An 18,910-nucleotide genomic window follows, 5' to 3' on the forward strand; every position below is an offset into this window, starting at 1 on the left:
GATGTGAAAAACCGTTCTGCACAGAACGGTTTTTCTTTTTTTTAAATTTTATACCATCTCTCACTTTATCACCTTTTCGTATCGGTATATCCGATAAAAAATTCATATAAAGAATACATTTTCAGTAAGTTTTTTTAGTATTTTTGCCAAAAATACATGTAAGTGAAAAAACAATTATTGATGACGGGAATGCTCGCATTGTCGGGTATTTCTTTTGCACAGACCGATCGTTTATGGACTTCAAGCTCCATTAAAATATCCTCTCCCGTTCTTGAAAATATGTCAGTTTTTGAAGATCCGCAGCTTTTTCATCTGAATATAAGCGGATTAAAAAATGTATTGGCAAAGGCTCCAAAAAGATTAGCAGGGCAATCCGAAGTCATTATCTTTTTTCCCAATTCAACAGGGAGAATGGAAAGTTTCAGGGTAACGGAAAATTCTAATTTTGAACCGGAACTCGCTTCTAAATATCCGGATATCAAATCTTATATCGGTGAAGGTGTCGAAGATCCTGCTTCAAAAGTTTATTTCAGCATCTCTCCTTTAGGATTATCTTCTATGGAAATCTACAAAGATCAATCTGCCGTTTTTATTCAGCCTTATACCAAAGACCTTTCCACTTATATTGTTTATAAAAAGTCTGACAGAAAAGACCATTTGAACAAACTCGAATGTACAGTTTCTGATGCTGCTCAAAAAGGTAATTTAAATGTCGTAACCCATAAAAATGCGGATGATGCTACATTAAGAACGTTCAGACTTGCACTTTCCTGCACAGGAGAATATACTTCTTATTTTGGAGGAACAAAAGCTCAGGCTTTAGCAGCCATGAATAATACCATGACCCGCGTGAATGGTATTTTTGAAAATGATTTTGCAGCGAGAATGGTCCTGATTGCCAATAATGATGATCTTATCTATACCGATGCCGCTACAGATCCTTATTCTTCCTCTTCACAAATGAAAAACTGGAATCTGGAGCTGATGAACAATCTGAGCTCTTCCATCGGAAATAATAATTTTGACATAGGACACCTTTTTGGCAGAGACGGTGGTGGCGGCAATGCAGGATGTATCGGATGTATTTGTGACAATGACATGTCTACTTACCAAAGTCAGGGTATAACCTACCCAAGCAGCTATAAGGGAAGCGGATACACTTCTCCGGCCAACGGTAATCCTTCGGGAGACACTTTTGATATCGATTTTGTAGCTCATGAAATGGGACATCAGTTCGGCGGAAATCATACATCTTCTTATCGCGTTGAACCGGATTTAAAATCTGTGGAGCCAGGTTCAGGATCTACCATTATGGGCTATGCGGGTGTCACCAGTTATGATGTTCAGAATAACTCTGATCCGTTTTTTCATGCCATAAGCATTGAACAGATCACCAATAATATCAAAGCAAAAACCTGTTCTGTAAATACCAGTACCGGTAACTCAATTCCTACAGCCAATGCGGGTCCTGATTATATTATTCCTAAAAGTACTCCTTTTATGCTTACCGGATCAGGAACTGATGCTGACGGAGACCAGCTTACCTATATCTGGGAACAGATGGATAAAGGAACTTCTTATGAAACAGGAGCTAATTCTGCAGCACAGGAATCAAAAACTCGGGGGCCAGTATTCAGATCATGGAGACCTTCAGCTTCTCCGGTAAGATATTTTCCGACAATGTCCTCCATTCTGGCAGGTTCTCTCAAAACAGCAGGAACAGAAATAGATGTTGAAGCACTTCCTTCTGTAGCCAGAGCTTTAAATTTCAGACTTACTGTTCGCGATAATAAAGCCGGAGGCGGAGGCAACAATTCTGATGATACAAAACTCACTGTTGATCCGGCAGCCGGACCATTTATGATAACCTCACAAAACACTGCTGTTTCTTATGTAAAAGGAAGCTCACAAACGGTTACATGGGATGTAGCAGGCACTACAGCAAATGGTGTGAATACCGCCAATGTAGATATCCTCTGGTCAACAGATAACGGCAGCACATGGACGACACTTTTGACCGGAACTCCTAATGATGGTTCGGAGAATATTACAATTCCTGATACTTTAACCAACTCCGGAAGAATAATGATCAAAGGAAGCCATCATATTTTCTTTGATATCAATAATGCCAATATTTCTGTAAAAAATTCTAATGAAGATGCTGCTCCATCCTCTACAGAAATCAAACTGTATCCCAATCCTGCAAAAAATATTCTTACCCTTACCAATACCAGTAATGAAGAATATAAAATCTACGACATGTCCGGCAGGCTTGTAAGTGGAGGAAACCTTGAAAGCGGAACGGTTAATGTCAATAAACTAACCAATGGAACTTACATCATCCAAATCGCAGGATTTACAAAACAATTTATTAAAAAGTAAAAAATAAAGTTCAAACAATAAGCTGCTCATTTGGGCAGCTTTTTTATTTAGTGAAATACAAAATATGATCTTAAATCTATTTATCATTACAATTAATTTCAGAATAATAATTTATTTTAGATAAAACTACCAGCATTTAAGTTTTTTAATTTAAATTTATCGCATAACAATATTTCATTGTACCGTTTACCCAGATTGTATTTAAGGGAGCTCCAGATCGTTTTTGACATCTGATGTTATTGCTTCTTTTGAATTTATTTTGGCATGAATTGGTTATTTACGGTCAAAAATCACATTATTAATCCAGATTCCGGTCCTTAAAATTTCTGCTATAGATTGGAAAACATCAGCAATACTTACGTCAGTATTTACTTAAGATCTTTATCAGGAAAACGATGTTTCAAAAAGGTACCCTTCAAATACCTCTGTAATTTTAAAATATTTAAAATTTTTAATATGAAACATTTATTTAAGTACATTTTTTTTCTAGCCATTACTTCGTTCTCGGTTGCCTGTAGCTCTGACGATGATGAAGTAATAGACGTCAATCCGGATGTGACCACCGTATTCTACAAAAATGCAGATGAACTGGCAGTAACCTATGACTCCAATAATTCGGTAAGCCAAGCCATAAGAAATCAAGCTTATGATTTATACAAAAGAGGAAAATGGAGCGAGCTGGAATCTCTTTTTAAGGCTAATAATTTAAATGGCGGATGGCCGCCTGCCAACGGAGGTTATAATATTGTTGATGATGTTCCTTTACAGGTTGGGCAGAAGTTCGACAGATACAGCGGTGCAGTCGGCAGTTATAACGGAACCGGGGTTCCTACATTAGGAGGAAGCTTTACAAGCCCTATCATCAACGGATATGTTTATACTTTTACACAAAGAGCTCTAAACCAGCCTGAAGACAAATACGATTTTTATTATGAAATTGATGTACTGAACAACTCCATGCAGTTTAAAACCCAGACAGCAGACATTATTCCGTGGTTCAGCCAGGCAGGAAAAGGTAAACAAACGATGTGGAAAATTCCTATCGATATCAATACAGGTTACCAGAAAACATGGAATAAGCTGGCAGAAGAAGGCTATATTAAAATTACCATTAAGAGAAGCCCAAGCGGAAAATATCCTAACTTAGCAGGCACAGTTATTCAGCCATAAATCTGCTCAGATGTATTCATTATCAGAAAAAATAAACATTACCGGGAAAGCTTCTGTTGAAAAAAACGTCTTTATCAATGATGAAGCTCTCCCATCAGCAACAACCACTTTCACCTGCTCTCATTGCGGAAACAAAAATAGAATTGCAATAGCACCTTATGAATCAGGATTTCCTGTTCTGCAGCTGTATCATGAAGATAAAGTAGTATCTAAAAATGAATTGCTAAACCACGGAATGATCAACGGAACCTCTCAAAGAATGTTTCATTTCGGAGAATTGACAGTCAACGATCTGCCAACTTTATATTTTGGAACCGACTGTTCTTCCTGTCATTCCAGGTTCATCTGTCTATTCAGCTATGGAGAAAAGCAGCCGGGTTTGATGATACTTACCATCTCCGGAGTCTGGAAATATGAAGAATCTAAATAATTGAGTATAATTGAATCACTTCAAAATAAAACCACAATTTTTACAGTTGTGGTTTTTTAATTTTCATGGATAAAATTTCCCCATTGATAATACAGATTTTTGCAGTTTTTGGTTTAAAGATAGGATTGTATATTCAAAAACATTTTCCCAGACACTTTATTTTTACATTTCCTGCTGTACATTTCACATTTTGCAAATCCTTTTCTATCTTTGTGGGAAATAAAAAAATTCATGGATAAAATTGATAGTCTGAACCAAGTAGCAGAATTCCATACTACTTTCAAAGCCCCTATTTTAGATACCCCACAAATTCCTTCTCCGGAAAGATGCAATCTGAGAGTAGAACTTTTACAGGAAGAATTAAACGAACTGAAGCAGGCAATTGCTGACAATAATATTGTAGAAATTGCTGATGCATTGTGTGATCTTCAGTATGTTTTGAGTGGTGCGGTACTGGAATTCGGACTTGGCAACAAATTTGTAGAGCTATTCAACGAAGTTCAACGCTCCAATATGTCGAAAGCATGTGATAATGAAGAACAGGCAGAGGAAACTGTAGAATTTTACAAAGCGAAGGAAGTAGAATCTTTTTATGAAAAGTCCGGAGAAAAATTTAATGTTTACAGAAAGGCAGATCATAAAGTATTAAAAAACAAATACTACTCTCCTGCTGATTTAAAATCAATTATCGAAAAATAAAATATGAAAAAAATTATTACCAATATTGTTGCCTTTTCAACCTTGTTTTTGGCTTCACAGCAGCTTACTGCACAAAAAGTAGTGGTAAACCGTGAAGTTGAAACCCAGAATGATGGCAAAATGCTTTTGGGAAACCAGTTGAAAGAGCAGTTTTTAAAAGCTCCTTATGCAGATTGGTATGTGAAAGAACATGATGAGTATGTTCTTGATCAAAAGGCAGTCAGTGAATTAAAAAAAGAGAAAATCGGAACCTATGATATTATCGTTTTCATGGGAACCTGGTGTGAAGACAGCCACAGAGATTTTCCAAGACTGATGAAAATATTGGAAGCCGTAAGTTATCCGGAAAGTAAATTGAATATTATTGCTGTTAACCGTAAGAAAGAATCTCCTACCGGGGATGAAAGTCTTTACAATCTTCAGAAAGTTCCTACCATTATCCTGAAAAGATATGGAAAAGAAGTGGGCAGAATTATCGAAATGCCTACGACAGGATATATTGAAAGGGATTTGGTTCAAATTCTGAAAAAGAACGATTCGTCTGTTATCAAAGAAATTTTTAAATAGATTTTGAGAAATTATAGAACAATATTATCTTTTGCTGCAGGTGCCGGCGCAATGGTACTGCTCTTTTTTGGCCTGAAATCCTGCCTGAACCTTGGAAATAAAACTGAAAAGTCAGATTATTATATCCTGACCAATCAGATTTCCAAGATGAATAAGATGGTGGTCATGGAACAGAATACATCCAGCATGCAGAAAACCAAAATGGGTTATGAGGTTTTTGGAAAAGAAGTTTCCAGCAACAGTATTATTACCTACACAAAGACTAATGCACAGGTTTCTTATGATCTCAACAAAATGAAGATTGAAGTAGATTCCATCAACAAAAAGCTGGTGATTACCGAGCTTCCTGATGCTGAAATCAGAATTACACCTAGCGTTGAAATTCAGTCTTTGGATGATTCTTTTTTTAACAGGATTTCGGAGAAGGATATTAAAAATGTTACCGCTAAAGCTAAGGAAACCGCAGAGAAATCAATTGATCAGAATCAACTGAGAAGTGAAGGCCGCAAACAACTCATGGAAAACCTGAATAATATTTTTGTTCTGGCCAAGGCTTTGAATTATGAAATAGAAGACAAGACCGGAAAAATTGGTATTCTGGGACTTTAGGTTAAAATATTTCTGTTTGGCAAACCCTTTGAATGATACTATCCATATTGTTTACATTTAAAATTCAAACTCATGGATACAAAAGGAAAAACCACCAGGAAAGAATCTGCCAATACCGCAGAAACCCAAAAGCAAAATCAGGATTTCCAGAATATTCCTGCAGCATCAAAAAAGACCAATCCACCTGATATTGACAAAGAAGATGTTCAGAAGTCTTCCAAAAACAAATCAGGAAAAACGGATAACACAAAAAAATAAAAGAGCTTTTAAGGCTTTATTATAAGGAAAAACGAAAAGTTCCGTCTCATACGAGGCGGAACTTTTCTTTCTAACTATCTAACTGAACTTTTGTTTCTATACAATGGTCGATTTTCCGATCTTAATATTTTCAAAATTGTAATAAGACTTTTCAGAATATCTGATATGATCGGCAATAAAACTTCCCACTTCACTTGTGGAGTAATACTGTTTGCTATTAAGATCGATTGTGACATACTTATTCTCAATAGCATGCTCTACCGACTGTCTTAATTTTTCGGCTGCGGTCTTTAAACCAAGATGATCCAGCATCATCGCCACACTTAAAATAGAAGCAACAGGATTGGCAATTCCTTTCCCTTTCGCCTGTGGATAAGATCCGTGAATAGGCTCAAACAAAGCATTCTTCTCTCCTACTGAAGCAGATGGTAATAATCCGATAGAACCTCCGATCACACTTGCTTCATCGGAAATAATATCACCAAACATATTTTCCGTTACAATGACATCAAAATGCTTAGGATTAAGGATCAGCTGCATGGCTGCGTTGTCTACGAACATATAATCAAGCTCTACATCCGGATATTCCGGTGCAATTTCCTGACACGTCTTTCTCCACAATCTTGACGTATCCAAAACATTGGCTTTATCAATAAGCGTAAGCTTTTTCTTTCTTTTCTGTGCTTCCTGAAACGCCATGTGCGCAATCGGAATAATATCTTCACGGCTGTATTTGCAGACATCATAAGCGTAAGCACCTTCCGGATCTGTAAATTTTTCACCAAAATAAATTCCGCTTACCAGTTCTCTGAAGATCTGTATATCAGCGCCTTCAATAATTTCTCTTTTCAATGGGCTTTTATCAATAAGAGAGGCATAGGTTTTTAAAGGACGGATATTAGCAAACAATCCTAACTCCTTGCGAAGTTTCAGCAATCCCTGCTCCGGTCTTACCTTCGCTTCCGGATTATTATCAAAAACCGGATCACCAATAGCCCCGAAAAGCACAGCATCAGACTCTTTACAGATTTTCAGCGTTTCTTCGGGCAAAGGATTTCCTGTCTTAAAAATAGCCTCTGCACCGATTAATCCATATTCAAAATGGAATTTACATTGAAAAGCTTCAGCAATAGCATTTAATATTTTAATGCTTTCACCGATGATTTCCGGGCCAATCCCATCTCCGGGAAGAACCGCAATTTTAAAATAATTGTCGCTCATTTGCTTTTTGTGTTTTTAATTCAAATTCTGTGATCGTCTGCTTTCTGCTGATTAAAAAATCAATATCGTCATAGCCGTTCAGCAGGCATATTTTTTTATAGGAATCAAGCTCAAAGGTTTCTGTGGTGTCTTTAAAGCTGATGGACTGTAATTCCACATCAATAGCGATTTCATTATCAGGGTTTTCATTGATACCCTCCAAAATTTCTTTTAAAAATTCTTCGGAAACTTTTACAGGAAGAAGTCCGTTATTCAAAGCATTTCCTTTAAAGATATCTGCGAAATAACTTGAAACAATGACCTTGAATCCATAATCCGTTAAAGACCAGGCTGCATGCTCACGACTGCTTCCACAGCCGAAATTATTTCCTGCAACAAGAATCTCACCACCGAATTTGGGATTGTTTAAAACAAAGTCCGGATTAGGTTCTCCTGTATGAATATTGAATCTCCAGTCTCTGAACAGATTTTCTCCGAAGCCTTTTCTGTCTATACTTTTCAGGAATCTAGCCGGAATAATCTGGTCTGTATCTATATTTTCTGCCGGCAGTGGAACTGCGCGGGATTTTAAAACAACTAATTTTTGCATTTACTTTTAATCTGTTTAGTTTAAACTTTCAAAAGCTGATATTTTACCTTCTATGGCTGCTTTTGCTGCAGTAAGCGGGCTGGCAAGAATTGTTCTTGAGCCTTGTCCCTGTCTGCCTTCAAAGTTTCTGTTGGAAGTGGAAACACAATATTCTCCTTCCGGGATTTTATCGTCATTCATCGCCAGACATGCCGAACACCCCGGCTGCCGAATCTGAAATCCGGCATCACTGAATATTTTATCCAAACCTTCCTCATAAATCTGTTTAACCACCTGTTGAGATCCGGGAACAATCAGTGCTTTTACAGCCTCAGATTTGCTTTTCCCTTTAATATACTGGGCTGCAGAACGGAAATCTTCTATTCTTGCATTGGTACAGCTGCCTATGAAAACATAATTAACTTTGATACTGTTTACTGCTTGTCCGGCTTCCAGTCCCATATATTGTAAAGCTTTCTCTTCAGATTCATTTTGCGGTGCCGGAATAACTTCACGGATTGAAATCCCCATTCCCGGATTAGTACCGTAGGTAATCATAGGATAAATATCTGCAGCATCAAAGCTGAGTTCCTGATCAAAAACAGCGCCTTCATCTGTTTTCAAGGTTCTCCAATAGGCTACTTTTTCATTCCAGTCTTCTCCTTCCGGGGCGAATTTTCTTCCCTGTACGTATTCAAAAGTAGTTTCATCCGGAGCAATCATTCCGCCTCTTGCACCCATTTCAATACTCATGTTGCAGACGGTCATTCTTCCTTCCATTGACATTTCCTCGAATACATTACCTGCATATTCACAAAAATATCCTGTCCCTCCGTCTGTTCCTATTTTTGAAATGATATAAAGAATAACATCTTTAGGCTGAACATTTTCGTTTAATTTGCCATTGACGGTAATTCTCATTGATTTTGGCTTGTTCAGCAATAAACACTGGCTGGCAAATACCTGAGCTACCTGGCTGGTCCCAATCCCGAAGGCAATAGATCCAAATGCACCATGGGTAGAGGTATGGCTGTCACCACACACAATGCTCATTCCCGGCTGGGTAATCCCTAATTCCGGAGCGATGATATGAACAATTCCCTGATATTGATGTCCCAATCCGAAAAGTTCAATATTATTTTTTTTACAGTTTTCTGTAAGCTGTTCTACCTGATTTCTTGAAAGATCATCTTTAATAGGCTGATCCTGATGCAAGGTAGGTACATTGTGATCCGCGGTAGCTACAATCTGTTCCGGTCTGAAGATTTCCAGATTTCTGGATTCAAGTTCTGCAAAAGCCTGAGGGCTGGTTACTTCATGAATAAGATGTTTGTCGATATAAATGATCTGAGGTCCGTCAGGAATGGTTTCTACCACATGGGCGTCCCATACTTTATCAAAAAGTGTCTTTTTACTGTTGTTCATTGTTTACTTTATCTTGATTTAAATCAAACCTATCCTATTTTTCTGGCGAAAGAATCCATCATAACACTCAGATCATCGTTGTCTATTTCTTTTTTAAGGTCAGCGATTTTCAAAAATTCCTGATACAGATAATCAAGTTCATTTTTGGTAACCTCATAACCGATATGCTTGAAACGGTAAGCCAATGCTGAACGTCCGCTTCTTGCTGTAAGAATGATTGAAGAGGCATTCACACCTACTTCTGCAGGATCTATAATTTCATATGTTTCCCTGTTTTTAATCACCCCATCCTGATGAATTCCTGAGCTGTGAGCAAAGGCATTAGCTCCTACGATGGCTTTGTTTGGTTGTACAGACATTCCCATCAGATCAGAAACCATAGCACTCATTTCATTCAGCATTCTGGAATTCACATCAGTATGCAGATTCAGATTTTTATGCTGTTTTAAAATCATGACGACTTCTTCCAGTGCTGTATTTCCTGCCCTTTCACCCAATCCGTTGATCGTACATTCAATCTGGCGGGCTCCATTAATTGCTCCGGCAATAGAATTGGCAGTAGCCAGCCCCAGATCGTTATGGCAATGACATGAAAGCACTGCTTTTTCAATTCCCTTTACATTTTCTTTCAGATATTTTATTTTCTGACCATACTCTTCCGGCAGGCAATATCCTGTGGTATCAGGAATATTCAGGACAGTTGCTCCTGCTTTGATCACCGCTTCACACACTCTTGCCAGATATTCATTATCCGTTCTTCCTGCATCTTCAGCATAAAATTCAACGTCTTCAACATATGTTTTCGCATATTTTACTGCTTCTGCTGCTCTCTCAATAATATCTTCTCTTGTTGAGTTGAATTTGTATTTAATATGAGAATCCGAAGTCCCGATTCCTGTGTGGATTCTTGGTTTCTTTGCCAACTTCAGCGCTTCTGCTGCTACATCAATATCTTTTTTGTTCGCTCTTGTGAGTCCGCATACCTTTGCATTTTTCACCAGTTTTGAAATTTCTGAAACTGATTCAAAATCTCCCGGGCTGGAAATCGGGAATCCTGCTTCAATGATATCAATTCCTAATTCGTCAAGCCTTTCAGCAATAACCAGTTTTTGTTCCGTATTCAGTTTGCATCCCGGAACCTGCTCCCCATCTCTCAGTGTTGTATCAAAAATTTCGATTTTTTCGGAATTCATAAGTGAAGTTTTTTACTTAATTTTGGATCAAAACTACAGCTTGCGATATTTTTTCATTTTTACTTTTTCTGAAAATTACAATACTCAACAGCTTAGAAAACAATTGTATTTATCTGTTAATCAATAATTTAATTCCCCAAAATTTACAATGGCAGAATTGCAGAAAGATTTTTTGTTTGTATTGGTAAAGTCATTGACGACCTCTGAAAAAAGACAGTTTAAGCTCTACGTAAACCGCCTCGGAATTAACGTAGATGCCAAATTCCTATTGTTATTTTCTGAGATGGATAAGATGAAAGAATATGATGAAAGTATTATTATTGAGAAAAAGATATCTACAAAACAACAGCTTTCTAATCTTAAAGCCCATCTTTATAAACAGATTCTTGTAAGCCTTCGAATGAACCCGAGTCATCAGAACTACAGAATCCAGCTTCGTGAACAGTTGGACTTCGCCAACATTCTGTATCAGAAAGGACTTTACAAGCAGGCTTTAAAAATATTGGATAAAACCAAACAAACGGCACTGGAACTGGATGAAAAAAGTATCGCTTCGGAGATTATCGACCTTGAAAAAGTAATTGAATCACAATTCATTACACGAAGTATCGAAGGCCGTGCAGAAGAGCTTATCAAACAATCTCAGGAGATCAGTAAACAAAATCGTTATACAACAAAATTATCCAATCTTTCGTTGAAATTATATAGCCAAATGCTGACCCATGGTTATGTAAAAAACGATGCAGACCGGCAGGAAGTCATGGACGTTTTTAACTCCGAGATTAAAAACATTAATCCTGAGAAATTGAATTTCACAGAGAAATTATGGTATTACAAAGCCCATGTCTGGAAAAACCAGCTTTTACAGGACTATAAATATACCTTGAAATATGCTTATCAATGGGTCGATCTTTTTCACAAGAAACCTGAAATGATCTATAGCCATCCTGTCTGGTATATCAAAGGGAATACGTATTTGCTGAAAATTTTGTTTTTATACGGAAATATTGATATTCTGGAGGAACATTTCCAGAACTTCAATACAATGGTTCATTCGGAGAATTTTGTTCAGAATGAGAACCTTCAGTCTCTTATTTTTCTTACTCAGTACAATACGTTGATGAATATTCACTTTGTAAAAGGAGAATTCTTCACAGGAACCAAACTTATTCCTGAAGTGGAATTAAAAATGGAAAAGCTCAGAGAGAGGATTGATGAGCACCATTTTATGATTCTTTACCTTAAAATGGCCGCCATGTTCTTCGGAAGTAAAATGTTTGAAAAGTCCATTGAATATTCTATGAGGGTTATAGAATCCAAAGGAAATGTACAGGAAGACCTCTTGTTCCATACAAGAATTCTGATCTTAATGGCAAAATATGAGTCTGGCAATGATGAAGATTATGATGAATTTATTGCTTCTACTTTGAAATTTGCGAAGAAAATGAAAAAGCCGGAAGAATTCCATTTTGAAAGCATTCAGTTTTTTAAGAACCTGAATAATCAAATCCCGGATCAGAGACAAAAAGCTTTTGAAAGCTTTGATAAAAAGCTGGAAGAATATTCCAATAATGAATATTATAGACGTTCGTTATTCTATATTGACATCCACGGATGGATTAAATCTAAAGTTCAGAATGTGGACGTAATTGAGATTATCAAGCAGAAAGTAAAGTATAAAAGAAAGCATTAAATAAGAATATATAAAAATATATTTTTCAATAATTTACAATGTTTTATTTCATGTAAAATAAAACATCAAAAAAAATTTTTTAATATAATCTTTTATAGATTTAGGTATTAACAGGTCGCTCCTCCGGAGCTCTGATTTAAAACCAAATATTTTAACAGTTAGCTCCTATTGGGGCTGCTTATGATCCTGTCGGGATCTTCTGTTAGTAGAAAATGATGAAGTCCCGTAAAATAAAGCTCCTTAGGAGCGACCTGTTAATTATCCTGTGATGTAATCGGATGATGATTTTATTTATACATCTTCTTTATAAAATTCAATGCATTTTTATGGCTGATTTTTTCCATCAGTTCATGTGAAAAACGCTTCTCAATTTCTTTATTGATAGCATTAAATGCAGATGCATCATCATATCCTTTAAAGAAAAATGGATGACGGGATTTATCAGGATGGTTTTTACAGAAGAAAAAATCGGCACCATACGCAACTGCATCTTCTCCACCCAAATCAAGGCCGTACTGAATATGTTCATATAACATTTCCGGATTTGTATCATCGACACAATTGCGGATAAAATTGAGTCCGATCAGCCCTTTTCTTTTAATCACTTCTTTCGCCAGTTCATCGGGAAGATTTCTCTTTTTATCATGTACCTGTCTGTAGTTGGAATGGCTTGCGATAACAGGAATTTTGTAGTTTCTCTGATCAATATAATTAAGAATTCCATAGGCAAGCTGATCACTGGTGTGGGCAAGATCAATAGCAATGTTTTTTTCTGAGAAATAGTCAAGCAGAACTTTACCGTCATCTTTCAACCCTACATCGGAATTATTTCCTCCTCCAAAGCGGTTTTCAGTATGATGGGTTATTCCAAGGTAAAGAATTCGTTGTGTTTTTTCAATGATCGCTTCCAGATTTTTAAAACCCGTTTCCAAAGTGTCATCTTCGCCACAGAAGCCGGATGCATTTTCAATAGAAGCGATAACTCCTACTTTTCCTATATTTTCAGGATTTTTATAATTGTTACCATCGAATAAGAAAAAACTTTCATTTTGCAGGAGATCTGAAAATATTTCGCTCTGTTTTGCTCCGTAAGCAGTACTATTTTGCCCTGTCGCGGAGTATATAGCCATCACCTGAAGCTTTACATTTCCTTCTTTTAAATAAGGAAGTGAGCATCCAAGTTCTTTGTCGTTAATTAATGAACCCGGCTCCAGCAAATAGCATAATAAATCGCAGTGAAGGTCAACATTTATAGCATTCATATTAATTGTAATTAATTTGTTTTTAAAGACTTACAAATAGACTAAGTATCTTAATATTGGTGTTATCTTGAATAAAAAATCAAAGGTATTTTTCTATGAAAAACGAAATATGGAATTCAGTGAGACTAAAACCATCTGCATCTTTTACATTTTTAATATTAATTCTCATTCTAAATATATGCTAATATAGTATTTTATCTAAAAATTCCGTATTTTTGCCTCTTAAAATTTCTTAGTAAACAATGATAAAAATTACACTTCCAGACAATAGTGTCAAAGAATTCGAGGGAGCAGTGACTCCCCTTGATGTGGCAAAATCTATAAGCGAGGGATTGGCTAGAAACACCATTTCCGCAATTGTTAATGACAAACAAGTAGAAACGACCACACCTATAACCACGGATTCTACGGTACAGCTTTTGACCTGGAATGATGATCTTGGAAAGAAAGCTTTCTGGCATTCTTCTGCCCACCTTCTGGCGCAGGCAATCCTTGAGTTTTATCCTGATGCTAAGTTGACCATCGGTCCTGCTATCGAAAGCGGATTCTATTATGATGTAGATTTCGGGGATGAGAGCTTATCTGAAAAAGATTTTGAGAAGATTGAGAAAAAGATCCTGGAAAATGCGAAAAAAGGTTCTACCTTCTCTTTATATCCGGTTTCTAAAGAAGAAGCTTTGAAGACGTATGCAGATAACCCTTACAAGGTGGAATTGATCTCTAATCTTAATGATGGGGAAATCACTTTTGTAACCCACGATAACTTCACAGATTTATGTCGTGGCGGCCACATTCCGAATACTGGAATCGTAAAAGCGGTTAAAATATTAAATGCAGCGGGAGCTTATTGGAGAGGTAATGAAAAGAACCCACAATTAACAAGAGTATATGGTATTTCTTTCCCTAAACAGAAAGATCTTACAGAATATCTTGAAAGACTGGAAGAAGCTAAAAGAAGAGACCACAGAAAACTGGGTAAAGAACTTGGAATCTTCGCATTCTCTGAAAAAGTAGGTGCAGGTTTACCGCTTTGGCTGCCAAAAGGAACTGCTTTAAGAAGAAAACTGGAAAATTTCCTTTCTGATGCTCAGAAAAAAGGAGGTTATGAATTCGTAATGTCTCCACATATCGGGGCAAAAGAATTGTATGTAACTTCAGGACACTGGGACAAATATGGAGAAGACAGCTTCCAGCCGATTAAAACGCCGAATGAAGGAGAAGAATTCCTGTTGAAGCCGATGAACTGTCCTCACCACTGTGAAATTTACAAAACTTCACAATGGAGCTACAGAGACTTGCCAAAAAGATATGCAGAATTTGGTACTGTTTACAGATATGAGCAAAGTGGAGAGCTTCACGGATTGACAAGAGTTCGTGGATTTACTCAGGATGATGCTCACCTTTTCTGTACTCCGGATCAGCTTTCTGAAGAATTTGAAAAAGTAATTGATTTAACGCTTTATGTGTTCAAATCATTAGGTTTTGAAGATTTTGTGACTCAGGTTTCATTAAGAGATCCTGAAAACAAACAAAAGTATATCGGTTCTGATGAAAACTGGGAGAAAGCAGAAAGTGCGATCATCAATGCAGCAGAAAAGAAAGGCTTAAAAACAGTTATCGAATACGGAGAAGCAGCATTTTATGGTCCTAAACTTGACTTCATGGTGAAAGATGCTTTAGGAAGAAAATGGCAGTTAGGAACAATCCAGGTAGATTATAACTTACCGGAAAGATTTGATCTTCACTATATCGGAAATGATAATGAAAAACACAGACCGGTGATGATCCACAGAGCACCTTTCGGTTCTATGGAGCGTTTTATCGCTATTCTGCTGGAAAACACTGCAGGTGATTTCCCGTTATGGCTAAGCCCGGATCAGTTTATTATTCTACCAATCAGTGAAAAATATGTAGATTATTCAAAAAAAGTTTCACAATTTTTGGAAAATCACGATATTAGCGGTCAGATTGATGAAAGAAACGAGAAGACAGGTAAAAAGATCCGTGATGCTGAATTGAAGAAAATCCCTTTCATGCTTGTTGTAGGAGAAAATGAAGAGAAAGAAGGCACGATTTCTGTAAGAAGACGTGGAGAAGGAGATCTTGGAGCGATGAAGCTGGAGGATTTCGTTGCTTACTTCAAAAAAGAAGCAGCAATCTAAATTTTAAATAAAAAGATTGAAGGATTAAAAAATTAATAAAGTCTTTCAATTTTAAATATTTAAATCAATTAAATTAAGTAATTAACCAATAAAATTATAATACAATAGCACAAAGATTTAACAACAGGGGCCCACAGAGACGTCCGGTACAAGAGGACGCTCACTTGATCAACGATAAAATTCGTGTGAGAGAGCTTCGTTTAGTGGGCGATAACGTAGAGCCAGGAATTTATCCAATTGACAAAGCAAGACAAATTGCTGCGGAACAGGAATTGGATTTAGTAGTAATTTCTGACAAGGCAGAACCATTTATTGCAAGAGTATTGGAATATAAGAAATTCTTATACGAGCAAAAGAAAAAACAGAAGGAACTTAAAGCCAAGCAGGTAAAAGTGGTGGTAAAAGAGATCCGTTTCGGACCTCAGACTGATGACCATGATTATGAATTCAAAAAGAAGCACGCTGAAAAATTCCTTGAAGAAGGTTCTAAATTAAAAACCTACGTATTTTTTAAAGGACGTTCGATTATCTTTAAGGACCAGGGAGAAATTTTGCTTTTAAAACTTGCTCAGGAACTTGAGCATGTGGGTAAAGTAGACCAGCTTCCTAAACTTGAAGGAAAAAGGATGATTATGATGATGAGTCCTAAAAAGCCAGCAAAATAATTAAGTCATTATTTTATATAAAGAAACCTCAAAGTAATTTGAGGTTTTTTTATGCTTATATTTTCAAAAGAGACTGTTCCTGACTACTGCTATTCTATTGCTTATCCCTCAAAATCCCCGCAATCATGCTCTGTGAAAAGCGGTAAAGCTTTTTTGGTGGTAAAATATTTCGAAACTCTCTTGTTTTTTAACTCCAGTTTTTTACCTTCTATTACGAGTTCGTAGACAGGTGCTTTATCTATTTGAGTTAAAATATAGGTTCTTTCCGGAGTTTTAAAGATCGTTTTATTTCCTTCAGTAGTATAAGAAAAATCATCAATTTCAAAAGTGTCTTTTTCATCACAGACGTTGCTCCATCTGATCTGCTTCTTTGTGATAGACAGACTGGCCAAATCGCATGAGTAACAGTTCCCGGAAAATTCTATACCATATTTATCATGTACATTAGTACTCTTACTATTCAATACGTCAATAGGAACCAGGGTTGAAAAATCACCGGGTATCTCTACTATTTCCGGATCATTCTTCACGGGTTCCGGTTGAGATGCTGCCACTTCTATTTGAGTTTCCGGAGAAGTATTGGTTTCTGCTTTTTTGTCTGCAGAAGGTGAACAGGACGCTAATAAAGCAGTCACCATTGAAAGGCTGATTATTAAGTTTTTCATTCTTATAAAGTAAATTACAATATTGGGGTTATCATTTTGTAAAATTCTCCAAAATCCATCGTTCAAAATATCCCTGTTTTCGGCCATTTATTCCCTATATCAGGAGGTTTTGTTGGCTGCTGGTCTTAATCTGATACATTTGCGCAAAAATATAAAAATGAAAGTCATCAATCAATTCTTTATATCATCCCTGGTAATTCTTGCAGGATGTAACCAGAAGGATAAAACATCAGAAACACATAATGTAAAAACTGAAGTAAAGCAGAAAACGGTAACATTTGCCGATTTCAAAAAAATACAAGGAGTTGACAATGTTCAGGAGGTACCGTTTCAATTATTTACGAAACTGGATTCTGTACAGTTTTTTACCGCTCCGAGTACAGATGCTGCCCATTTGAAAATACCATACAATAAACTCGATAATTATTATGGATTTGAAGAGTTTGAGGACTTCTATTCTATTCATTACAGCATTAATAATAACATTTCGAACAGTATTGAAGCGTTTGTCCTGAAGTCGGAATTCACACCGGCATACGAACTTACGTTAAATGGGGTTGACCTTTATGAGATCAGAAGCAGCACTTTTAGAGAATCTAGTGATTTTAAGAATAAATCTTTTAAGAAATTCGGAACCATCGTGGAGATTTCAGAACATGAATTTAAAGCCAGTTCAAAAAAACAAATTGGTGAAAAGCTGGTAAAAAATCCCAATATACAACTGCAGGCAGAGAACTGGGTATATAAAGAAAACGGCAGAGAAGATGTAATTACGCAACATGAAAGTGTCTCTACCGAGACCGGACCGCTTGCCAATGAATATGTAGGAAGGTCAACCTATTTAAACCTGGAAGTATTCAAAGAAAATTCTGATGAAATTGCAGATTCCTACTATTCTTTTTACAGTTTAAAAAATGCAGTTATGTTTGAACTGAGTACCGAAGGTTATCCGCAAATTCTTCCTTCCAAAGGCTGGGTTACCTTCGTCTCATCCAATCATGATGTGGGGAGTAATTTTGTTATTTCCAGATACTTTCCTCAAACTAAGAAACAGGACAACCTTTTATATGTGAATTTCACCAACTTTAAAATAGCAGATGATAAAAAGGCTTTCTGGACCGATAATGACACTTTCTACGCAGAAGTCTACCCTCTTAATTCAGCTTCTGGAAATGGTAAAAAACAGAAAACGGCTTATATAAAAATCCAGTTAAAGGCTGATCTGTTTTAATTTGATGAGCTAAAAACCCTGAAATCAGCGAGTGTACAGGGAAATAAAGTCTAATATCTTTGCTGCAATTATTTAAAGAGATACAATGAAAAAATTAAGTTTGACCCTTCTTTTTTGTTTATTAAGTTTTATGACTTTTGCACAGTCGTTAAAAGTCGTTATTAAACAGGATGGAAAAGTAATTGAACCCGTGAATGATGTTTATGAACTGAAAAAATCTCCTTTTTTATTTGAAATCACGTCTTCCAATCTGGAAGGATTTTTAGTGGGTGCCACAACAAATAAAGACATCTATGCGGGAGCTTTGGGCGTTTTGAATACTGAGGTTCCATGGTTTCAGAATACAGGTATGGCCGAGGAGCTTTACAACAAGGATAAAGAAATGTTTCTGATGGATTCCGCACCTTCTTACTGGTATTATACAGATGCAAAAGATCACAGATTTGATAAAAACCCTAAAGGCAATGCAAAGCAATGGACTGCAACCCGTACGATTACAAGGTTTTATGATATCATGGTAGATCAGCCCATCAGTTTAAAAGATTTTGACGGCAGCGTTTTCATCCTGATGTATCAGCCGGTTTACAATGACGAATATGATTTAGTAGACAAAAAGAATCTGTTCCAGGCTGCGTTGAAATTTAAAGATTAACTGTACACACCCAAATTATTTGATTATATAAGAAAAAGGCTGCTTACATGATGTGAGC

Annotated in this window: 18 protein-coding genes; 12 read left to right on the forward strand and 6 right to left on the reverse strand. The window is 36.6% G+C overall.

Annotation, left to right across the window (positions count from 1 at the left end; genetic code table 11):
* The first annotated feature begins 162 nt into the window (after nucleotides 1-162).
* The 7 genes from AC59HC_RS13230 (at nucleotide 163) to AC59HC_RS13260 (ending at nucleotide 6,115) form a co-directional block, all read left to right on the forward strand.
* The gene (locus tag AC59HC_RS13230; protein WP_496558774.1) at nucleotides 163-2,382 is read left to right on the forward strand and encodes a zinc-dependent metalloprotease; all 2,220 of its coding nucleotides are present in this window, start codon (nucleotides 163-165) and stop codon (nucleotides 2,380-2,382) included.
* A gap of 456 nt (nucleotides 2,383-2,838) precedes the next feature.
* A complete protein-coding gene (locus tag AC59HC_RS13235) occupies nucleotides 2,839-3,552 on the forward strand; it encodes a glycohydrolase toxin TNT-related protein (RefSeq protein ID WP_202840180.1) in 714 nt (237 codons plus the stop codon).
* Nucleotides 3,553-3,562: 10 nt separating this feature from the next.
* Nucleotides 3,563-3,982 carry a hypothetical protein gene (locus AC59HC_RS13240; protein WP_343638573.1) on the forward strand — a complete coding sequence of 140 codons (420 nt, stop codon included), beginning with the start codon at nucleotides 3,563-3,565 and terminating at the stop codon, nucleotides 3,980-3,982.
* Nucleotides 3,983-4,213: 231 nt separating this feature from the next.
* Nucleotides 4,214-4,681: a pyrophosphohydrolase domain-containing protein gene (locus AC59HC_RS13245; protein WP_110008830.1), complete on the forward strand. Its 468-nt coding sequence runs from the start codon at nucleotides 4,214-4,216 to the stop codon at nucleotides 4,679-4,681.
* A gap of 3 nt (nucleotides 4,682-4,684) precedes the next feature.
* Complete coding sequence (locus AC59HC_RS13250; protein ID WP_202840171.1) at nucleotides 4,685-5,248, forward strand: TlpA family protein disulfide reductase; 564 nt, start codon at nucleotides 4,685-4,687, stop codon at nucleotides 5,246-5,248.
* A gap of 3 nt (nucleotides 5,249-5,251) precedes the next feature.
* The gene (locus tag AC59HC_RS13255) at nucleotides 5,252-5,857 is read left to right on the forward strand and encodes a DUF4230 domain-containing protein (protein WP_227944270.1); all 606 of its coding nucleotides are present in this window, start codon (nucleotides 5,252-5,254) and stop codon (nucleotides 5,855-5,857) included.
* A 72-nt stretch (nucleotides 5,858-5,929) separates the two neighbouring features.
* Nucleotides 5,930-6,115 (forward strand): hypothetical protein, encoded by a 186-nt coding sequence (locus AC59HC_RS13260; RefSeq protein WP_062669731.1) that lies wholly within the window; start codon nucleotides 5,930-5,932, stop codon nucleotides 6,113-6,115.
* A gap of 96 nt (nucleotides 6,116-6,211) precedes the next feature.
* Here the strand turns inward: AC59HC_RS13260 and leuB are convergent, their stop codons facing one another.
* From leuB to AC59HC_RS13280, 4 genes are read right to left on the reverse strand one after another with little or no spacing between them, the layout of a single operon-like run.
* Nucleotides 6,212-7,336, reverse strand: coding sequence for a 3-isopropylmalate dehydrogenase (leuB, locus tag AC59HC_RS13265; RefSeq protein ID WP_496558775.1), 1,125 nt, complete (start codon nucleotides 7,334-7,336; stop codon nucleotides 6,212-6,214).
* Nucleotides 7,317-7,925, reverse strand: coding sequence for a 3-isopropylmalate dehydratase small subunit (gene leuD / locus AC59HC_RS13270; RefSeq protein WP_062669734.1), 609 nt, complete (start codon nucleotides 7,923-7,925; stop codon nucleotides 7,317-7,319). Before leuD ends, leuB begins: the two co-directional genes overlap by 20 nt.
* A gap of 15 nt (nucleotides 7,926-7,940) precedes the next feature.
* A complete protein-coding gene (gene leuC, locus AC59HC_RS13275) occupies nucleotides 7,941-9,329 on the reverse strand; it encodes a 3-isopropylmalate dehydratase large subunit (RefSeq protein ID WP_496558776.1) in 1,389 nt (462 codons plus the stop codon).
* 29 nt (nucleotides 9,330-9,358) lie between these two features.
* Complete coding sequence (locus tag AC59HC_RS13280; protein WP_110008824.1) at nucleotides 9,359-10,522, reverse strand: 2-isopropylmalate synthase; 1,164 nt, start codon at nucleotides 10,520-10,522, stop codon at nucleotides 9,359-9,361.
* Nucleotides 10,523-10,670: 148 nt separating this feature from the next.
* Between AC59HC_RS13280 and AC59HC_RS13285 the strand changes: the two genes are divergently transcribed.
* Nucleotides 10,671-12,215 carry a hypothetical protein gene (locus AC59HC_RS13285; protein ID WP_343638591.1) on the forward strand — a complete coding sequence of 515 codons (1,545 nt, stop codon included), beginning with the start codon at nucleotides 10,671-10,673 and terminating at the stop codon, nucleotides 12,213-12,215.
* Between the two features lie 287 nt (nucleotides 12,216-12,502).
* Here AC59HC_RS13285 and AC59HC_RS13290 read toward each other — a convergent pair whose 3' ends face one another.
* Nucleotides 12,503-13,477 carry a dipeptidase gene (locus AC59HC_RS13290; RefSeq protein ID WP_496558777.1) on the reverse strand — a complete coding sequence of 325 codons (975 nt, stop codon included), beginning with the start codon at nucleotides 13,475-13,477 and terminating at the stop codon, nucleotides 12,503-12,505.
* A 242-nt stretch (nucleotides 13,478-13,719) separates the two neighbouring features.
* Between AC59HC_RS13290 and thrS the strand changes: the two genes are divergently transcribed.
* Together thrS and infC are read left to right on the forward strand one after the other, a co-directional pair.
* Nucleotides 13,720-15,639, forward strand: a complete 1,920-nt coding sequence (gene thrS / locus AC59HC_RS13295; protein ID WP_227942696.1) for a threonine--tRNA ligase — start codon at nucleotides 13,720-13,722, stop codon at nucleotides 15,637-15,639.
* 164 nt (nucleotides 15,640-15,803) lie between these two features.
* Nucleotides 15,804-16,304: a translation initiation factor IF-3 gene (gene infC / locus AC59HC_RS13300; protein WP_027372223.1), complete on the forward strand. Its 501-nt coding sequence runs from the start codon at nucleotides 15,804-15,806 to the stop codon at nucleotides 16,302-16,304.
* 101 nt (nucleotides 16,305-16,405) lie between these two features.
* Here the strand turns inward: infC and AC59HC_RS13305 are convergent, their stop codons facing one another.
* Nucleotides 16,406-16,969: a hypothetical protein gene (locus AC59HC_RS13305; RefSeq protein WP_496558778.1), complete on the reverse strand. Its 564-nt coding sequence runs from the start codon at nucleotides 16,967-16,969 to the stop codon at nucleotides 16,406-16,408.
* Nucleotides 16,970-17,126: 157 nt separating this feature from the next.
* On the opposite strand from AC59HC_RS13305, the gene AC59HC_RS13310 reads away from it, so the two are divergent.
* Both AC59HC_RS13310 and AC59HC_RS13315 read left to right on the forward strand, forming a co-directional pair.
* A complete protein-coding gene (locus AC59HC_RS13310; protein WP_496558779.1) occupies nucleotides 17,127-18,200 on the forward strand; it encodes a resolvase in 1,074 nt (357 codons plus the stop codon).
* A gap of 85 nt (nucleotides 18,201-18,285) precedes the next feature.
* A complete protein-coding gene (locus AC59HC_RS13315; RefSeq protein WP_120231060.1) occupies nucleotides 18,286-18,852 on the forward strand; it encodes a hypothetical protein in 567 nt (188 codons plus the stop codon).
* Nucleotides 18,853-18,910: the final 58 nt, after the last annotated feature.

This window comes from Chryseobacterium sp. DZ-32, from assembly GCF_059587025.1.

Excerpts from the sequence above, each read along its gene's own strand:
- leuC (WP_496558776.1), bottom strand. The coding sequence starts at position 9,329 with ATGAACAACAGTAAAAAGACACTTTTTGATAAAGTATGGGACGCCCAT.
- AC59HC_RS13240 (WP_343638573.1), top strand. The coding sequence starts at position 3,563 with ATGTATTCATTATCAGAAAAAATAAACATTACCGGGAAAGCTTCTGTT.
- AC59HC_RS13310 (WP_496558779.1), top strand. The coding sequence starts at position 17,127 with ATGAAAGTCATCAATCAATTCTTTATATCATCCCTGGTAATTCTTGCA.
- AC59HC_RS13290 (WP_496558777.1), bottom strand. The coding sequence starts at position 13,477 with ATGAATGCTATAAATGTTGACCTTCACTGCGATTTATTATGCTATTTG.
- AC59HC_RS13260 (WP_062669731.1), top strand. The coding sequence starts at position 5,930 with ATGGATACAAAAGGAAAAACCACCAGGAAAGAATCTGCCAATACCGCA.
- AC59HC_RS13305 (WP_496558778.1), bottom strand. The coding sequence starts at position 16,969 with ATGAAAAACTTAATAATCAGCCTTTCAATGGTGACTGCTTTATTAGCG.
- leuD (WP_062669734.1), bottom strand. The coding sequence starts at position 7,925 with ATGCAAAAATTAGTTGTTTTAAAATCCCGCGCAGTTCCACTGCCGGCA.
- AC59HC_RS13245 (WP_110008830.1), top strand. The coding sequence starts at position 4,214 with ATGGATAAAATTGATAGTCTGAACCAAGTAGCAGAATTCCATACTACT.
- leuB (WP_496558775.1), bottom strand. The coding sequence starts at position 7,336 with ATGAGCGACAATTATTTTAAAATTGCGGTTCTTCCCGGAGATGGGATT.
- AC59HC_RS13235 (WP_202840180.1), top strand. The coding sequence starts at position 2,839 with ATGAAACATTTATTTAAGTACATTTTTTTTCTAGCCATTACTTCGTTC.
- AC59HC_RS13315 (WP_120231060.1), top strand. The coding sequence starts at position 18,286 with ATGAAAAAATTAAGTTTGACCCTTCTTTTTTGTTTATTAAGTTTTATG.
- AC59HC_RS13280 (WP_110008824.1), bottom strand. The coding sequence starts at position 10,522 with ATGAATTCCGAAAAAATCGAAATTTTTGATACAACACTGAGAGATGGG.
- thrS (WP_227942696.1), top strand. The coding sequence starts at position 13,720 with ATGATAAAAATTACACTTCCAGACAATAGTGTCAAAGAATTCGAGGGA.
- AC59HC_RS13250 (WP_202840171.1), top strand. The coding sequence starts at position 4,685 with ATGAAAAAAATTATTACCAATATTGTTGCCTTTTCAACCTTGTTTTTG.
- AC59HC_RS13285 (WP_343638591.1), top strand. The coding sequence starts at position 10,671 with ATGGCAGAATTGCAGAAAGATTTTTTGTTTGTATTGGTAAAGTCATTG.